The 17516-nt window shown below is 68.3% G+C and carries 15 protein-coding genes; 5 read left to right on the forward strand and 10 right to left on the reverse strand.

The features are described 5' to 3' along the window. Positions 1-29 precede the first annotated feature (29 nt). From queE to queC, 3 genes are read right to left on the reverse strand one after another with little or no spacing between them, the layout of a single operon-like run. On the reverse strand, positions 30-758 hold the full coding sequence (queE, locus tag AUL32_RS20720; protein WP_062119324.1) for a 7-carboxy-7-deazaguanine synthase QueE: 729 nt from the start codon (positions 756-758) through the stop codon (positions 30-32). Next, a complete protein-coding gene (gene queD / locus AUL32_RS20725; protein WP_062119327.1) occupies positions 755-1111 on the reverse strand; it encodes a 6-carboxytetrahydropterin synthase QueD in 357 nt (118 codons plus the stop codon). Before queD ends, queE begins: the two co-directional genes overlap by 4 nt. Next, positions 1111-1809 carry a 7-cyano-7-deazaguanine synthase QueC gene (gene queC, locus AUL32_RS20730; RefSeq protein ID WP_062119329.1) on the reverse strand — a complete coding sequence of 233 codons (699 nt, stop codon included), beginning with the start codon at positions 1807-1809 and terminating at the stop codon, positions 1111-1113. Before queC ends, queD begins: the two co-directional genes overlap by 1 nt. 265 nt (positions 1810-2074) lie before the next feature. Between queC and AUL32_RS20735 the strand changes: the two genes are divergently transcribed. Further along, positions 2075-2542, forward strand: coding sequence for a DUF1203 domain-containing protein (locus AUL32_RS20735; protein WP_062119341.1), 468 nt, complete (start codon positions 2075-2077; stop codon positions 2540-2542). A gap of 52 nt (positions 2543-2594) precedes the next feature. On the opposite strand, the gene AUL32_RS20740 is transcribed toward AUL32_RS20735, so the two are convergent. From AUL32_RS20740 to aceA, 3 genes are all read right to left on the reverse strand, one after another. Beyond that, complete coding sequence (locus AUL32_RS20740) at positions 2595-4037, reverse strand: Nramp family divalent metal transporter (protein WP_061978313.1); 1443 nt, start codon at positions 4035-4037, stop codon at positions 2595-2597. A 233-nt stretch (positions 4038-4270) separates the two neighbouring features. Next, complete coding sequence (locus tag AUL32_RS20745; protein ID WP_156421560.1) at positions 4271-4558, reverse strand: SMc00767 family acetate metabolism repressor; 288 nt, start codon at positions 4556-4558, stop codon at positions 4271-4273. Positions 4559-4593: 35 nt separating this feature from the next. Then, positions 4594-5886: an isocitrate lyase gene (aceA, locus tag AUL32_RS20750; RefSeq protein ID WP_062119344.1), complete on the reverse strand. Its 1293-nt coding sequence runs from the start codon at positions 5884-5886 to the stop codon at positions 4594-4596. Positions 5887-6093: 207 nt separating this feature from the next. Between aceA and AUL32_RS20755 the strand changes: the two genes are divergently transcribed. Continuing rightward, positions 6094-7524: a helix-turn-helix domain-containing protein gene (locus AUL32_RS20755; protein ID WP_062119347.1), complete on the forward strand. Its 1431-nt coding sequence runs from the start codon at positions 6094-6096 to the stop codon at positions 7522-7524. A gap of 7 nt (positions 7525-7531) precedes the next feature. Here the strand turns inward: AUL32_RS20755 and AUL32_RS20760 are convergent, their stop codons facing one another. The 4 genes from AUL32_RS20760 to AUL32_RS20775 all read right to left on the reverse strand — a co-directional run bounded on the left by AUL32_RS20760 (position 7532) and on the right by AUL32_RS20775 (position 12158). After that, a complete protein-coding gene (locus AUL32_RS20760; RefSeq protein WP_062119350.1) occupies positions 7532-8356 on the reverse strand; it encodes a SapC family protein in 825 nt (274 codons plus the stop codon). A 166-nt stretch (positions 8357-8522) separates the two neighbouring features. Continuing rightward, positions 8523-9737, reverse strand: a complete 1215-nt coding sequence (locus AUL32_RS20765) for a GNAT family N-acetyltransferase (protein WP_062119353.1) — start codon at positions 9735-9737, stop codon at positions 8523-8525. Then, complete coding sequence (locus AUL32_RS20770) at positions 9730-11001, reverse strand: hypothetical protein (protein ID WP_062119356.1); 1272 nt, start codon at positions 10999-11001, stop codon at positions 9730-9732. Before AUL32_RS20770 ends, AUL32_RS20765 begins: the two co-directional genes overlap by 8 nt. Continuing rightward, entirely contained in the window at positions 10998-12158 is a 1161-nt protein-coding gene (locus tag AUL32_RS20775) for a glycosyltransferase family 4 protein (RefSeq protein WP_062119359.1), read from the reverse strand. The genes AUL32_RS20770 and AUL32_RS20775 overlap by 4 nt, the downstream gene beginning before the upstream one ends. A 167-nt stretch (positions 12159-12325) precedes the next feature. Between AUL32_RS20775 and AUL32_RS20780 the strand changes: the two genes are divergently transcribed. The 3 genes from AUL32_RS20780 to AUL32_RS20790 all read left to right on the forward strand — a co-directional run bounded on the left by AUL32_RS20780 (position 12326) and on the right by AUL32_RS20790 (position 17490). Continuing rightward, positions 12326-14425: a GumC family protein gene (locus AUL32_RS20780; RefSeq protein ID WP_062119363.1), complete on the forward strand. Its 2100-nt coding sequence runs from the start codon at positions 12326-12328 to the stop codon at positions 14423-14425. A 73-nt stretch (positions 14426-14498) separates the two neighbouring features. Beyond that, a complete protein-coding gene (locus tag AUL32_RS20785) occupies positions 14499-15845 on the forward strand; it encodes a VpsF family polysaccharide biosynthesis protein (RefSeq protein ID WP_192847495.1) in 1347 nt (448 codons plus the stop codon). 166 nt (positions 15846-16011) lie between these two features. Then, positions 16012-17490, forward strand: coding sequence for a glucosamine inositolphosphorylceramide transferase family protein (locus AUL32_RS20790; protein WP_062119366.1), 1479 nt, complete (start codon positions 16012-16014; stop codon positions 17488-17490). Positions 17491-17516: the final 26 nt, after the last annotated feature.

A 17516-nucleotide genomic window follows, 5' to 3' on the forward strand; every position in this document is an offset into this window, starting at 1 on the left:
TGCAAGCTTAATGGCGGGCATCGGAAGGGTCAGATGCCCTTCCGGTGCCCCCAGATCAGCGCATGAAGCTGCGGCAGGATGCGCGGCGCGAACCAGCCATCGGCGAGCGTCTGCTCCACAAGCCAGCGCATGCGGTCCATCATGGCCGGGAGATCGGCGCTTTCGCTGCCCGATCGCACCGCCTCCACGGGATTGCCCGGCTGAAGGAAGACGGGAAGCGCGGGGTGGCGCGCCGCCGCCGCCTTCGCGAAGGCATAGTCGGCCTCGTCGAAGACCACGAATTTCAGCACCACGCGCGGCTTGGCGCCTGCTGCCGCGAGGCAGGCGTCCAGCGCCGACCAGTCCGTCGCCATGCCGCTCGAGGGCGGCTTGGGGCTGAGCACCAGCGTTTCCAGCTCGGCAAACCAGTCCCGCGCGACCGAGCCCTGCGTTTCCAGGGCGAAGCCGTAGCCCGCCGCCCGGCCGCGCGCGATCAAGGGGCCGAAGGGCTGAATCGCGGGATTGCCGCCCGACAGCGAGACGGTGAGAGGACGGCCGCCCGACAGCCGCTCGACCTCCTGCCAGATCGCCTCCGGAGAGAGCGGGCGCCATTCGTCGCGAAAGCTGGGGTCCACCGCATGCAGCGTGTCGCACCAGACGCAGCGATAATCGCAGCCGCCCGAGCGCACGAACACGGTCGGCTCGCCGATCAGCACGCCCTCGCCCTGGATGGTCGGGCCGAAGATCTCGCTGACGCGGATCGGAGCCTCGCCGCTCACGGGCGATACTCCGCCCAGGTCTTGGGCGTCTCGCTCACCCGCGCCGCCGAGACCTCGGGAAAGCGCTCCCGACACCATTCGAAGAAATGCCGTGCCAGCGTTTCCGCCGTCACATGGTCGTGGCCGAGCACGGCATTGAGATGGCGATGGTCGAACCGCTCGTCGATATAGCGCTTCAGCTCGGACAGGTCGCGATAGTCGCGCACGAAGCCATGCGCGTTCAACGTCTCGGCCGACAGCTCGATCTCCACGATGTAATTGTGCCCGTGCAGCCGGGCGCAGGGATGCTCGTCCGGCAGGCCGCTCAGCTGATGCGAGGCCGAGAAGTCGAACCGTTTGGTGATCCGGTACATCAGCCCGCCCTCGATGCGACAGCTGCTTGCCAGAAATCGGGGTCCTCGTAGCGGGTCGGGTCCTCGACACCCGCCAAGTGGAAGGCCTCCCGGCGCTCGACACAGGTGCCGCAGCGCCCGCAATGCACCTCGCCGCCCTTGTAGCAGGACCATGTGCGCTCGAACGGCGTTCCGTAGCGCGCACCCTCGCGCACGATGTCGGCCTTGGTCCGGTGGACGAAGGGCGCCAGCAGGTTCACCGAAGCGTAGCCCTCGAGGGCCTTGGCCTGCATGTGCCGGAAGGCGTCGATGAAGTCGGGGCGGCAATCGGGATAGATGAAATGGTCGCCGCCATGCACCGCGACGGCCACGGCGTCGAGATCATGCGCGGCCGCCAAGCCGAAGGCGACGGTGAGGAGGATGGCGTTGCGGTTGGGAACGACGGTCGCCTTCATCGTTTCCTCGGCATAGTGGCCGTCCGGCACGGCGACGTCGCCGGTGAGCGCGGAGCCGCTAAGCACGGCGCCGATCGGGCCGATGTCGAGGAGGTGGAAGGGCACGGCGAGGCGCGTCGCGGCCTCGCGCGCGAAGTCGATCTCGCGCTTGTGCCTTTGACCGTAGTCGAAGGTGACGAGCGCGGCGAGATCGCCTTCGCCGGCATATTTCTGCGCAAGCGAAACGGAATCGAGTCCGCCTGAGCAGACGACGAGGGTCTTCATATCGGTGTCCTTGTTTTGACCGGGTAGGCTGCGACCGGCATTCTCGGCCCCGCACCTAACGGACGGGACACGTCCTGTAAATTCTTGGAGGGCTCCTCAGGGTTCAATCGAGCGTGTGCCCCGGGTCACGCGACGCGCAACTCCGCAGAACGCAAGACGGTCAAGCCGCACACCGGACATCGACCGGCCCTTTGCAGGAAAACGGGTGGCCGGAGGACCTCGAACTCGGCCAGATCGGCGTCGAAGACAGAAGGGAATCGCCGACATGAGCTTTCGCATCACCGGACTTTCGCCCGAACCGTTTCGCCCTCTCTTCGGGCTGAGCGAGACGGAACTGAAGACTCAAAACGTCCTTCGGATGGTCGTGGACGATCATCCCGGCTATCCCGACCGGATCACGCTTCGCGAGGTTCCCGTGGGGGAAACAGTCCTTCTGGTGAACCATGTCTCGATGCCCGAGCCGACGCCCTATCGCGCGAGCCACGCGATCTTCATCTGGGAAGGCGCGAGCGAGCGTTACGACGCGATCGGCGCGGTGCCGGAGGTGATGCGCCGGCGGCTCCTGTCGCTTCGCGGCTTCGACGAGGGGGGCCTCCTGCTGGAGGCCGATGTGGTGGAGGGCGCGGGAATCGAGACCGTCATCTCGCGTCTCTTCGCCAATCCGTCCATCGCTACCATCCATGTCCACAACGCCAAGCAGGGCTGCTTCTCCGGCCGGATCGAGCGCGCCTGACAGCGCCCGGCGAGGGGGCCGGCCCGCCACGGAGGCGGGCCGGCAGGTCTCGTCAGCTCGCGCCCCAGAGCTTGGGCAGTTGCTGAAGGATCGTCAGGATCGACAGGCCGCCGAACAGGAGGAAGGCCCAGACGAGCATTGAGACGCGGAAGGCGCCGGGCCGGATCTCGGGCACCAGCACCTTGCGGTTCAGGACGATCAGGAGGAAGGCGTAGAGGAACATCATCAGTCCGCCGACGCAGGCCGAGATGACGAGGAGCACCAACGGCTGCGTGAGGCCGCCCAGAAGCACCACGATGCCGACCAGAACGAGGCCCCAGACCAGCCAGAAATAAAGCCGGCTCTCATTGGCGTTCTTGAGGTAGGAGGTGCGCAGGACGTCGGCCGCCAGACGGCTGGTGTAGTCGACGATGCCGGTCGCCGCGCCGAACAGCGAGAAGGCGCCGATGAACCAGAACAGGGCGCCGAACCAGCCGCCGACGCGCTCGGCCAGAACCTGCCCTTCGCGCTGAACGAAGGCCACCGAATTGGCGAGGCCCTGTTCACCGTAGACCGTGGAATAGGCGAGCAGCGAGGTGAAGGTGATCGTGATGAAGGTGATCAGCACGAAGGTCAGCATCTGCTCCCAATTGGCGAAGCGCCACCAGCGGTTCCACCGCGCCATGTTCTCAGGTGTCGGCTCGAAGACGAAGCCGGTGGAGGGCGCCGCCTCCGGCTGCCCGGTGACGGGGCTTGTGATGCGCGGCACGTAGGAGCCCATGCCGAAGCCCTTGTCGCGAATCCAGTTGGACTGGCAGAGATTCTGGCCGCCGCCCGCGCCCGCAAACGCAAGCGCGCCCAGAAGCAGCGCGAAGCCGAGTTCCTTCGACGGGATCGTCGCGGTGGTCACGATCTGCGGCAGCGCGGCCCAGTCCTCGGCGGTGATGACGAAGAAGCCGGCGATGAGGATGAGGACGCCGACCGCGGCGATCTTCACCATCTGCAGCCGTTCCAGCATCACGTAGACCACGGGCGCGAGCGTCAGGATCAGCCCGATCACGACCAGAAGCGCGATGGCGATCCAGCGCGGCTCGCCGCCGACGATATAGGACAGGAGCGTCGCCGAGCTCGTCGCCCAGCCCGGCCAGAGATTGGCGAAATAGGCGAGAACGGCGAAGACGAGACCCCAGTGGCGCCAGAACCGGCTGAAGCCGGTGAGCACGGTTTCGCCGGTCGCCAACGTGTAGCGCTCGATCTCCATGTTCAGGAAGAACTGCGTCATGACGCCGAGCAACGCGGCCCAGACGAAGGCCATGCCGACCTGGCTTGCGATATAGGGATAGAGAATGAACTCGCCCGACGAGAGCCCGACGCCGGCGGCGACGATGCCGGGGCCGATCAACCGCCTCGTGTCGGCGGGCGCGGGCGGCAGTTCGCGGATTTCGGGCCGACCGTGGATGCGGGTTGGGAACAGGTCGGCGGCGGAGCCGACACTCCGTTCTTCGGTTTTCAGCATCATTCCTCCCGAACTGACGAGCCGCGCCCGATGCGGAAACGCGCCCCTTACGCGCCGACACATGGCGGCCGACGGGCCAGAACTAGAGCGGCGGGCTCAACCTTCACCCCCGGCGTGTGGGCCGAGCCTGCGCAGCGCGCTCGCCAAGCTCTCCCGGCGGCCCGCTGGGGCAACGAGGCAGGGGCCGCGCTCCATCGAGGCGCGGCCCTTGCGATAATTTGGTCAGGCGAGGGTCAACCGGCGCTGGTGATGCGCGGGGTCATCAGGTCGCCGAACGTTCCGTCGCCGCCATGATGGCGCGAGGCGCGGACGAACTCGACGCTGACGCCGGCCTCGACCGCCTCCATGACGGCGTGGTTGAGGCGATGCAACTCGTTGGCGAGCGTGCGGATCGAGGCTTGCTGCGCCTCGGTCAGTGCGGTGGCCTGTTCCTCGGCCCGCTCGCGGACGCGGGTGCGCGGGCGGCTGGTCTCGACTGAGATGGCAGGGGTGCGATCGTCGGTGCCTTGCAGGATGAACATGATGTCGCTCCGTTCTTGAAATCGAGAAAGCTGGATTACTCGGCGGCCTGGCGCTGGAACTGGCCGTGCTCGGTGGATTCGCCCATGGCCGTGGTGGAGGAGGCGCCGCCGCCGATCGCCAGCGCCACGGCGTCGAAATAGCCGGTGCCGACCTCGCGCTGGTGGCGCGTCGCGGTGTAGCCATCGGCCTCGGCGGCGAACTCGGCCTCCTGCAGCTCGCTATAGGCGGCCATCTGCCGATCGCGGTAGCCGCGCGCCAACTGGAACATGCCATGGTTCAGCTGATGGAAACCGGCGAGCGTGATGAACTGGAACTTGTAACCCATCGCGCCCAGCTCGCGCTGAAACTTGGCGATCGTCGCTTCGTCAAGATGCCGCCGCCAGTTGAACGAGGGCGAGCAATTGTAGGCGAGCAGCTTGCCGGGATGGACCTTGTGCACCCCTTCGGCGAAGCGCCGGGCCTGATCGAGGTCGGGCTTCGAGGTCTCGCACCAGATGAGATCGGTGTGCGGCGCATAGGCGACGGCGCGCGCGATGCAGGGCTCCAGCCCGTTCTTCACTTGGAAGAACCCTTCCGCCGTGCGGCCCTTGTCATAGTCCACGAAGGGCCGGTCGCGCTCGTCGATATCGGAGGTCAGCAGCTTGGCGGCTTCGGCGTCGGTGCGGGCGATCACCAGCGTCGGCACGCCCATGACGTCGGCGGCCAGACGCGCGGCGGTGAGGTTGCGGATATGGGCCATGGTGGGGATCAAAACCTTGCCGCCGAGATGGCCGCATTTCTTCTCCGACGCCAGCTGATCCTCGAAGTGAACCCCCGACGCACCCGCCTCGATAAAGGCCTTCATGATCTCGAAGGCGTTGAGCGGGCCGCCGAACCCCGCCTCGGCATCGGCCACGATCGGCGCGAACCAGCTCTCGACCGACAGGCCCTCGCCCTCGGCATGTTCGATCTGGTCGGCACGCTGCAGCGTCCGGTTGATGCGCCTGCAGAGCTCGGGCGCGGCGTTGGCTGGGTAAAGCGACTGGTCGGGATACATGGCGGACGCCGTGTTGGCGTCGGCCGCGACCTGCCAGCCCGAGAGGTAGATCGCCTTCAGCCCGGCGCGGACCATCTGCATGGCCTGGTTGCCGGTGACGGCGCCCAGCGCGTTGACGAAATCGTCGCGGTGCAGAAGCTCCCAGAGGCGCGTGGCGCCGCGCTCGGCCAGGCTGTAGCGGATCTCGATCGAGCCGCGCAGCCGCTCCACATCCTCGGGCCCGTAGGGTCGATGGATGCCGTCGAAGCGCCCGCGCGGGGCACTGGGAACAAGCTTGCGAAAGTCGGTCATGACACTCTCCCGATCGCTTCTGGCAACTGACCTTCGTCAGGCGCCGATGGGTTGAGTTTTGTCAAAATCGCGCTGCGGGTCGAACGAAACCGACCTTTAGCAGGGAATAATCGGGCAAACCTGTACCAGCTGTGACCAGCCTGCCTTGTCAAACTGTCAAAATCTTGACCAACTTTCTCTCGGTGGATTGGTCAAGGATTGTGACGGATGGCCGAGCAGAAGATCTTCGCGGGGCCACGCATCCGCCGCCTTCGCCTGTCCAAGGCCTTGAGCCAGACGGCCATGGCGAGCGAGCTCGGCATTTCCCCTTCCTATCTCAACCTGATCGAGCGCAACCAGCGCCCGCTCACCGTGCAGCTTCTCCTGAAACTCTCTTCGGTCTACCGGATCGAGGCCGAGGAGTTCGGGGAGGAGGGCGGCCTCCTGCCGGCGCTGCGCCAGGCCTTCGCCGATCCGCTGATCTCGGGCGAGCTGGCGGGCGAGGGCGAAATCGCCGATCTAGCGGCGTCCGCGCCCAATGCCGCGCGGGCCATTCTCAAGCTGCATCAGGCCTATCGCGAGCAGGCCGAGCGCCTGTCCGATCTCGGCGAACTGCTGGCGCGCGAAGGGCGGGCCTCGCTTCTGGCCGGCGCGCGTCTGCCGGCCGACGAAATGCGCGAGACACTGGAGCGCCGGCCCCATCACTTCGCGGCGATCGAAGCCGAGGCGGAGGAATTCGCGCGCGCGCTGGGGCCATCGGAGGATCTTCTCGCCGCGCTGAAGACCTGGCTGCGCGCCGAGCATGGGATCGCGGTGCGCGTTCTGCCAGCCTCCGCCATGCCGGTCTGGCGCCGGCGCTACGACCGCCATTCGCAGCGGCTCTTCCTGTCGGAGCGCCTGTCGCCCTTCGACCAGTTGCACGAAGTGGCGCTGGAGGCGGCGCTGCTGCGCATGGACAAGGCCATCACAGCGGAGATCGCCGATCTTGCCCTATCCAGCGACGAGGCGCGGCGGCTGGCGCGGTTCGAGATCGGCCGCTACGCCGCCCATGCGCTCGCCATGCCCTACAGCGCCTTCGCGCGCGCGGCGGCCAGCGTGCGATACGACATTGCCGTGCTCGCCGCGCGCTTTCGCGTGTCCTTCGGGCAGGCGGCCGAGCGCCTGACGACGCTGGCGCGGCCGGGCGAGGCGGGGGTGCCCTTCTTTCTCCTGGAGATCGACCATGCCGGCCACCGGCTGCGCCGCCTGGGCGCCGCGGGCTTTCCGCTTCTGCGCTTCGGCGGGGCCTGTCCCAAGCTCGTCTCCTATGCCGCCTTCGCGCGGCCGGGAGAAATCCTGTTCGAGGCCGTCGAGATGCCCGACGGCGCGCGCTTTCTCACCCTCGCCCGGACGCTGGAAGGACTGGCCGCCGGCTTCGACGAACGGCCGAGGCGCACAGCGCTCCTGGTCGGCTGCGAGTTCGAGCGGCGCAGCGAGATTGTTTATGCCGACCGCCTGCCAGCGTCGGCCGCCGGTGGCGAGACGGCGGGCGTTCCGATCGGCCCGGCCTGCCGCTCCTGCGAGCGCATCGCCTGCATCGCGCGGGCCGAGCCGCCGCTGACCCGCCCGCTCGGGCTGGACGAGATGGCGCGCGGCGTCTCCGCCTTCGACTTTCAGTAGGCTGAGTTCAGAGCGTGACCTTGGACCAATCGATGTCGAGATTGTTGCCGAGGGTGAAGTTCGGGCCTTCGCGGGCTTCGCTCGCGCGTCGCGCGGCATGGGCGGCTTCGGCCGAGGCGGCGACCTGCGCATGGGCCTCGGTAAGTTCGCCTAGCTTCTCGAAATGGCCCATGGAGAACATCTGCGCATAGGCGACGGGGAGGGCGCCGGTGCGGCGCACGGCTGAGAAAGCCGCGTCGTCCAACTCGTTCAGCCGCGCCTCGTTGATGCGGAACAGACCGTCGACCTGTTTCGTCGCCTCGCCGTCCCGCACCGACAGGGGCCAGGCCTCGATGAGCCCGGCTTCCGCCAGCCGATCGCAGGCGGCCGACAGGCGGGCCTCGCCCTTGGCGACCTCCAGCATGAAGGACCAGACGCCGCCGGCGGCCTGGCTGAGCTCGCCCGATGGATCGAACAGCGCCTCGCCCCCACCCTGCACCAGTAGTCCGCTGCTTTCGTCCACGCAGAACACGGCGTCCGCGCTGCCCTCGGCCCGGCCGATGCGGAACGGATACGAGCGCAGATGGGCGGGAACGTAGCCCGCCAGCCAGCGCCCGTCCGGCGCTACGAAGAGATTGCGCCCCGGCAGAAGGCCGAGCAGCGCCACGAACTGCCAGCGCCCGTCCTGATGCACGAAGCCGAGCGGCAGATGGAGCACGGCCTTGGCGAGTTCCGCATCGGCCAAGGGCGCGAAGCTGACGCCGGCGGCGAAGCGATAATCCCCGAACCGCCGCCAGCCGATCCCCTTGTGTCGTTCGCGGGATAGGGGATGGATCGAGGACACGTCGCTCATGCACGGGCTCATGGTCTGTCGAAGGGAGGCCATCCCTGCCAAGAATGTCGGCGCGGGTCAATCAGGCGTGCGATCCGGTCGCCCGCGACCGATTGCGATCCCAGCGATGTTTTCGGGTTGCCCGCAAAAGGGGCGGGAGAGTCGCGCCACTCCCGTCACCTCGGAGCTATGCTTCGTCGCCACTGCTTCCAACGCCGCGCTTCAGGCGGTGGGTCAAACGGCGAAGCCTGCCGCGCGCCGTGCGCAGGCGCGCATAGAGGGCATCCTGCCGCTTCAGCCGGGCTCGAAGCTCTTCCAAGCCTCGGTCGGCCAGGGCCATCCCCCGGCCGCGCAGCGAGTGGGTCTCTTCCAGCCGATAAAGCGGACGGCCTTCCGTGCCCATGCTCTGCTTGTAGCCTTGAGCACCGACGGAGAAGTCGAAATAGGTCACGCCCTCGCGGCAGGCATGGAGGACGGCCTGCGTGATCGCGAAAAGGCCGGGCGCGGTGTTGTTCGCGCGTTCCTCGTCGATGGCGATCAGGATGCCGTGAGCGACCGTGCTATCGTGCAGCACGAGAAGAAGAGACAGCCAATCGCCGTCGAGCTTGAGGCCGAGAACCCGCGCTGCACCCCCCGCCAGCCCCTGTCGCGCCGCTTCGAGATAGAAGTCGGAATAGGGCTGGCTCGCCAGAATGTCGAACCGGCCGAGCTTGCGGAACCTGTCGAGACGAAGGCGTAGGAGCGCCTCCATCATCTCCTCCACCTCGGCCATGGTCTTGGCTTCCATGAAGGCGACCTCGCCCATCCGCTCCAGCCGCCGGCCCGTTTTGCGGATCTGCTTGACGAAGGACGGCCGGAAGGTGCGCTCCAGAAGCGTCTCCTCCGGCCTCGCAAGAGCGACGCCGGACACCGAAAGCGCCGACGGCTCCACGGAATCGAGGAGAGCCAGGGGGTTCGGCAGTCCGGGGCGGATTTCATGCGGGATGGAATCCAGGCGAATCCGGTCGGCGCGCGGCAGAACCGAGCGGATCGCCTGCCAGATCCGAAACGCCTCCTCCGGCGTATAGACCACGGGCCGGGCGAGGATGGGCGCGGTGTAGTCGCAGACCCCGGCGCTCAAGGGAACGATCTCGACCAGCCCCGCCTTGCGGCGGCGCGCCAGCGGCAGAAGCAGGATCGGTTCGCCCGTCGCCTCGTCGCCAACTACTACGATCAGGACCTCGGCGCGCTCTAGCGGCAGCAGGCGCTCCGCCACCAGGGCCATCCAGCCATAGCGCTGGTGCGCGTTGCAGGCGCCCTGCGTCTCGAAGGCGAGCCAGAGATCGCGCACGGACTCCAGGCTTTCATGCAGGCGCGCGCGGGGACGGAGCGAGGCGCGAGGCTCGCAGACGGGCTTATCCATTCGATCGCCCCGAGAAAAGGCGAGGACTCAGCGAGCCGGCCTCGCGCGGCGCGAGCCGCCGGCCGATCGCGACCCAGGACAGGATCGCGACCAGGACTTCCGAGGCAGCCGCTCCAGCCAGAACCCAGTCCGGCGGCGCCAGAAGCAGGAGGAGCACGATGGCGCCGACACCGAACAGGGCGGCGACACCTGTCGTCGTGGCGACGGTGCCAAAATCGCCGAAGGCTTCCAGCGTGATGCGGGGCATGACGTAGAGCATCATGGTGAAGAAGATCGCCCAGGAAAACAGGCCGATGAGCCAGCCGTTGGTCCCGGCGAGCACGTCGGATTTCAGATAGGGGAGGGCTGCAAGGACGAGCGCGCCATAGCAGAGGCCGACGAGCCCGAGGCCGAGCGTCCACAGCCCCATCAGCCGCCGGATCGCCGCGTCGTCCCGGCCGACGAGCCGCGCGATCTCGGGCTGCACCATGTTGGCGATGGCGGTCGCCACGATGCGCAGCGGCGTGAAGAAGACCAGCACCGCCGCAATGGGGGCGTAGGCGGCGGGGCCCGCGAAGCTCGCCACCAGAAGCGCCATGGCCTGGCCCTGCAGGGTCGTGGTCGTCGCGCTCACGGCCGACCAGCGCACGGAGCGCCATAGGCCGAGCCAGCGCCTGCGCATGCTGGCGCGCAGCGTGAAACGGATCGGCCGCCGCATGCCGAAGAGCATGACGGCGACGCCGAGCGCGTTGGTGGCCGCCATCGCCAGAAAGGTCTCGTGCAGCAGGTCGCCCCCGCGCCAGACCACGAGGGCGATCGCCGCGACGCTGGAAAGGGTGAAGCCGAGATCGCTGAGCGCCACCAGACCCGGCCGCCCCAGGGCGAAGTTGCTGGTTCGCAGATGGCTGCGGAACGACCAGAAAAGCACGAAGACGCCGACCGACAGGATCTCCGTGGCCTTCCAGGCGACCATCAGGAGAACGGTCAGGAGGCTGATGCCGAGCGACAGGACGAAGGCGCCCGACGCGAAGCTGACATCATAGGCATGGGCGCGATGGCGCCCGTTCTGCCGCCCGATCCAGATGCTGGCGGGAACGGCGGTGAGCGAGCGGACATAGCTGATCGCCACACCGCCCATGACCATGGCAAGCGCGAAAAGACCGTAGTTCTCGGCCGACAGGCGATGCATCAAGAGGATGTTCAGCGCGAAATGGAAGGCGCTCTGCATCGCCTCGCCGCCGACCATCACCAGAAGCCGGCGAAGAAGAGGAAGAGCGCGCCTCATGATGCGCTCCGCTCCCGCCCCGTGCGCGGGGCTGGCCTGTTGCTACGCGCGAGATTGGCGCGCAGCACCCCCGTCAGCGCGTCGGCGGCCGTCGACTGCGAGAAGAGGCGTTCGAACCGCGCGCGCCCGGCCTCCGCGAAGCCGGCGAGCGGCGCGGGATCGGCAAGGATCGCCTCGATGCGCGCGGCGAGCGCGGCGGCATTTCCCGGCGGCACGAGCCAGCCGGTGCGCCCATCCTCCACCACTTCGCCGAGGCCCCCGATGTCGGAGACGATGGGGGGTCGGCCATAGGCCTGCGCCTCGATCGCCACGCGGCCGAGCGATTCCGGCAGGCGCGAGGGCACGACGACGATATCGGCCCAGCGGAAATGCTCGGCCGGATCGGGCTGGAAGGGGAGAAGCCGAACCACGGGACCAAGCCCGGCCGCCGCGATGCGCCGTTCCAGCTCGATCTCCGGCTCGCGCGTTTCGAAGGCGCTGCCGACGATGCGCACCGACAAGCGCTCGCGCGAGGCGGGCGGCAGGAGGGCGAGCGCGTCGAGCAGCACCTCCTGGCCCTTGATGCGATTGATGCGGCCGAGCATGAGAATGTGAAGCGGGCCGCCGGCCACGGCCTTCACCGGCTGCGGCTCGGCCTCGAGCGCCACGCCGTTGTAGATCACATGGCTGCGCTGGCCGGCGAGGCCGGGATAGGTGCGCTTCGTCGCCTGCGAGTTGAACACGATCTCCGCGCGGGTCCAGCGCAGAAGCGCGCGCAGGACCCGCAGCGCACCGCCTTCGGGAATCTCGTGGACATGGATGATCGTCTTCGCCCTGAACAGACGGGCGACCAGCGTGTGGTCGAACACGACTGCCGTGTTGACATAGACGAGATCCGCGCGCCGCATCCGCCGCACGGCGCGCCAGAGCGCGAGCGGCAGGTCGATGGCGGCCGTGACCACAAGCCGGGCGAGGGAATGGCGACGCAGGACCCAGAGCGGCTCGATCGTGGGCGGCAGGCCATCGGCCCGCAGCGCCTCGGCCAGGGGGCCTTCGCGCGGGATGACGATTTCGATCTCCGCCTCGGGGAAGGCGGCGCGGATGGCGCGCACGCTCTCGATGAAGCTCCGGTCCGACCCGTAGAGCTCGTAGCCTTGATGAATGCAGGAAAGCCTCATGGCCCTTTGCCCCCGCGCCCGGCGATCCCGTGCCTGGCGCTTGTCCACCGTCGCTTGCCCGAGCCGGAAGCCAAGATTTAACGTCGGAAGACAACGAGTGTCAGAATTTTAGCCATTCGGACTGTAAGTGTGACCAGTGCAGATTGTGTGAACGGCGCGGGTGGATCATGGGCGGCTGGGCTCAACTTTCTGGTAACGATAGGGAAGGCCCGCCCGACCACGACGAATCCACCGTGGAACTCGGCGAGTTGAAGGGAATCCTCGTCCATCGCCGGGCCCTGATCCTCGGGACGGCGCTGCTTCTGACGCTGCTCGCCCTCGTCTACGGCCTCGCCGCGCCGCCGCTCTACAGCGCGACCGCCGAGATCATCATCGACCCGCGCGACCAACAGATCGTCAGCAACGCCATCAACCCCAGCGAAATCTCGCCCGATGGCGGCATCACGCAGGTGGAAAGCCAGGTCGCAGTGGTGCAGTCCAACTCGGTGCTGCTGCGGGCGATCGAGGCGGGCAAGCTGACCGAGGACCCCGCCTTCAACCGGCCAGGCCTTCTGACGCGCCTCAAATCCCGCCTTCTCGGCCGCGCACCGGCGGCCGAGCCAAGCGCGGACGAGGCGACGGCGCGGGTGCTGGAACGGCTGCGCCGCAGTCTTTCGGTCAAGCGCGCGGACAAGGTCCTGGTGATCGACGTGACGGTGACGGCCGAGCAACCGGCCGAGGCCGCGAGGCTCGCCAATCTCGTCGCCGATTCCTACCTCGCCGACCAGAGCGAGGCCCGCGCCCAGTCCTCGCGCCGGGCCGCCGACGCCCTGACCTCGCGCCTCGCCGAGCAGCGCCGTGCCGTGCAGGAGGCAGAGGACGCGGTGGAGCGCTACCGCTCGGAAAACAATCTCCTCATGAGCGGCGGCGTGCTCGTATCGGATCAGGCGCTGACCAACATCAACACGCAGCTCGCCAACGCGCGCAACCTCACCGCCTATCAGAAGGCGCGGGTGGAGCAGATCCAGGCCGTGCGGGCTTCGGGCAAGGCGCTGGATTCCACGGCCGAGGTTCTTCGCTCCACCGTGATCTCCAGCCTGCGGGACCGGGAAGCCGCGCTGGACCAGAAGATCTCCGACATGACCATTCAGTTCGGAGCGCGCCACCCCGCGCTGCAGTCGGCCCGCGCGCAGAAGGTGGGTCTCGAGCGGCAGATCAAGACCGAGCTCGACCGGATCGCCACCTCCGCCTCGGCCGACTACGACTGGGCGGTGGCAGCCGAAAAGGAGCTGGAGTCCCGCCAAACGGCGCTGGAAAGCCAGACGCGCGTGACCGATCAGGTCCAGGTGCGGCTGCGCGAGCTGGAGCGCGACCGGGAGGCGGTGCGCGAGATCTACGCCAACTATCTCAAGCGCAGCCAAGAGGTGCGCGAGCAGGCCAATATCGACAGCACCAATTCGCGCGTCATCAGCCGGGCGATCGTCCCGGTCGACAGGAAGGGACCGGCGACGCCGCTTCTCGCGGTCGCAGGGTTCTTCGGCGGGCTCGGCCTTGGCGCCGCGCTTGCGCTGGTGGTGGAATACGCCTCGCCCACGGCCCTGTCGGAGCGGCAGGTGCGCGGCGCGGCGGGGGCGCCGGTGCTCGCCGTTCTGCCGGGCTCGCTCGCCCGGAGCCGTCGCTCTGATAGCTCCGGGCGCGGGGCGCGAAACCTTGCGGGCCTACTCGGCCTCGTGCTGCGCCGCCTGTCCGGCGCGCGCCGCGATGGCCGCTCGCCCCTGGCCGTCGTGCTGCTCTGCTCGGCGGCGGGCGACGCGGTGGCGCGCGCGCATGTCGCGACGGAACTCGCCGCCGCCGCTGCCTCGCGCGGGGACCGCGTCCTGATGATCGACGCCGATCTCCTGCACAGCCGCGCGCAGGCGCCGGCCGGGCTGATCGACGTCCTGTCGGGCGAAACCCGCCTGTCGAACGCCGTTCAGGACTGCTACGGCGACACGATCCGCTACATGGCCATGGGCGGCGACCGCGCGGTCCTGAAGGAACGGGACGCGCTGCGCTTCACCGAACGGCTCTGGGCCGACGCGGCCGACAGTTTCGATCTCGTCGTGGTGGATGCGGGCGACCTCACGGCCAATCTGCGCGCGGCGGCGCTCGTCGCCACCGCGGGGGACATCCTGCTCGTCGCCCGGCTGCGGGCGACGCCGATCGAGGCGATCCGCGCGCAGGCGACGGCCGCCGGCGTGATGGGCCGGAGCTTGACCGGCGCGCTGCTCGTCGGCCCCGGCCGCTGAGCGCCGGGCCTTGCGCGGCTCCTCCCTCGTCAGCGACAGACACGCGGCCCCCCGGGCGGGTGCGACGGCCGGCGTGCCGCGCCTCGACCGCGTGTCGCGCGTCGGGATTCTCTGCACCGTCCTGGCGCTTTTCAGCCTGTCGGGCGGCCTTCTTTGGTATGCTGGGTACAATTACGACGGGCTGATGGGCAGCGCGCTGACCAAGCTGCATCCCGCGACCTATCTCACGATCCTGCTGCTTGTCTGGCGCGCCTGCGCCTTCGGCAATCCGATCGGCTATCTCGCCTTCGTGGGCGGGCGAAGGCCGGCGACGCTTCTCATGGTGCTGATCTCGATCGGCGCGCTCGTCTCCGTCGTCCTGCGCGGGCGGCCGAACATGGCCGGCCTCGTCGATACGTTCCTGGGCGCGGGGCTGCTCGTTCTACTTCTGGCGGAAACCGACGAGCCCTTGCGAAGGCGGATCGAGGCGCTGGTCCACGGCGTGATGACGGTGAACGCGCTTCTGGCGCTCTTCGAGTTCGCCACCAAGATCCTGGTTTTTCCCTATCGCTTCGATGGCGAGACCTTCCCGACGGACCTTCGATCCTCCGCGCTCCAGGGCCACCCGCTGGCCAACGCGACGTTGACGGCCTGCTACGTTCTGGCGCTCATGAGCGGATCGCGGCAGCTCTCGGCGCCGCTGCGCCTTGGGCTGATCCTGCTCCAGCTGGCAGCGCTGGTGGCTTTCGGCGGGCGCACGGCGATCGTCATCGTGGTGGCGCTCGGCCTCTGCTACGGCTCCTGGCGCAGCCTTGCCGCGATCCGCCGTCGCGTGCATCTGATGGCCGCCGCCGGGCTGCTGTTCGCCGCCTCGCTCGCCCCCGTCGCGCTGGCCGTTCTGGCGACCGGCGGCTTCTTCGACGAACTGGCCGGGCGCTTCGTGTCGGACGGCGGCAGCGCGAATGCGCGCGTCGAGATGTTCGGCCTGTTCGACCATTTCTCGCTGCCCGACCTTTTGCTCGGGCCCGATGTCGAGCTTCTGGAAAGCGTCAGGCGCATTTCGGGCCTGGAATGGGGCATCGAGAACCCGATCATCCGCATGATGCTCTACCAGGGCGCGCTGTTCATGCTCCTCATGCTGATCGGCTTCACGCTGTTCATGATGGAATTGGCGCGTGGCCGAGCGGGAAGCTGGCTGCCGATGATCGCATGGCTGATCCTCGTCAACGCCTCCGAAAGCCTCGCCTCGAAGACGACGCTGATGGCGAAGTTCGCCGTGATCCTGCTTTGCCTCTACCGTTCGGGTTCGAGCGCGCAAGCGCCGGAGCCGGATCGCTCCGCGCCGCCTCCACGTCATCCACCCGGAACCCGTGGGCCTGCGCGACCGGCCGCCGCCTATGCCAGCCGCACCTACGATCCGTCAGGCGGCAGCGGACGGTGACGGGCCCCACGCAGGAAAAGGGGTGAAGTATCTGCAAGCTGAACGAAGCAAAAGGCGATCCTTTAACCCGTTTTCTCTAGCGTTCGGTGTGGGGCCGCGTGGTGCCGGGACCGGAGGCTCCGTTCGGGAAACCCACCACTTGTCGGACATAGAGGAGTGACGCCGCGTGCGGATCGTCGTGCATGTGAACGAGACCGACCTCCGCCGGTGGCATGTCCTGCTGCTGGAGCGTCTCGCAGCCTTGCCGTCCTGCACCGTTCGGCTGGCCCTTTCCGATGCTCCCTCTCGCGCGCCGGATGGCATCGAAGCCCTGTTCCGGCTGGAATCCGTGGTGCATGGTCTGCCCGCGCCGCGCCTGTCGGCCCGCCTCGGCCCGGCGGAGCGACCGATGTTCCCCGCCCCCGAGGCGACCCCGCACGATCTCGACATCGACCTTTGCGGCGAAGCGGTGCCTGAGGGCACGCGCCTTTGGCGGCTGGATTTCAACGGCGCCGCCGGCGAGGCCGGGCTCCTTTCGGCCATCCTCGCGGACGAGACCATTCTGGCAGAGCTGATCGAGGACGGGCGTTCGCTTGCCCAAGGGCGCCTCGGCACGGAATATCCCGGCGTCGCGCTCGCCACGTTCGAGGACGTTCTGGCCCGCACGGTCACCTTGATCGTCGCCTACGTGGAAAAGGGCGGGCCGGGCGCGCTGCCGCGCCTGCCCGACGAGGCGCCGCGCGCGATCCGGGGTGCCGGGCGGCCCCTGGCGCAGCGCGCCTTACGAACGACGGCGGGCGCGGTGCTTCGGCGCATCTATCGGCTCTGCTATCGAACGCCCCATTGGCGCGTCGGCTGGCGGCGGATCGAGGGCGGCGACCTGTTCGATCTCAAGGCCCATCCCGAGACCGGATGGACCGATCTGCCGGACGATGGAAAGCGCTTCTATGCCGATCCGTTTCCGGTCGAGACGGCGGGCGGCCTCACGCTCTTCGTGGAGGATTACGTCCACGCGCTCGGCAAGGGGCTGATCTCCGCCGTGGCGTTCGGCCCCGACGGCCCGCTCGGTGCGCCCGTGCCGGTCATGGAGCAGGATTGCCACCTGTCCTATCCCTTCGTCTTCGAGCGCGAGGGGCAGATGTGGATGATCCCCGAGACCAACCAGCGCGGGACGATCGAGCTGTTTCGCGCCACCGCCTTTCCCGGGGGATGGGTGCGCGAAGCCGTGCTCGTGTCCGGCCTCTCGGCGAGCGACGCGACCTTGGCGGAGAAGGACGGCGTCTTCTGGTTGTTCGCGACCGTGCGCGACGGGGGCGGCGCCTTCTCGGACGCGCTTCATCTCTGGTCGGCGCCGGATTTTCGCGGCCCCTGGACGGCCCATCCCGCCAATCCCGTTCTCGTCGACATTGCTTCGGCCAGGCCCGCCGGGCGCATGGTCTGGCGGGATGGCACGCTGTGGCGCCCGGTGCAGGATTGCCGTCGCGGGTATGGTACGGCGCTCGGGCTCGCCAAGGTGCTCCGCCTCGACGGGGAGGGCTTCGAGCAGTCCGTGGAGACGATCCTCACCCCCGGCCCGCGCTGGCCGGGCCGTCGCATGCATAGTCTGAACCGCGCCGGTCCGTTCGAATTCATCGACGGGTCCGGCACCGCGCCGCGCTGGTCCTGATCTTGGCCGCCCCACGAAAGCCCGAG

It is taken from the genome of Aureimonas sp. AU40 (assembly GCF_001463785.1).
In the GTDB taxonomy this organism is placed as follows: domain Bacteria; phylum Pseudomonadota; class Alphaproteobacteria; order Rhizobiales; family Rhizobiaceae; genus Aureimonas.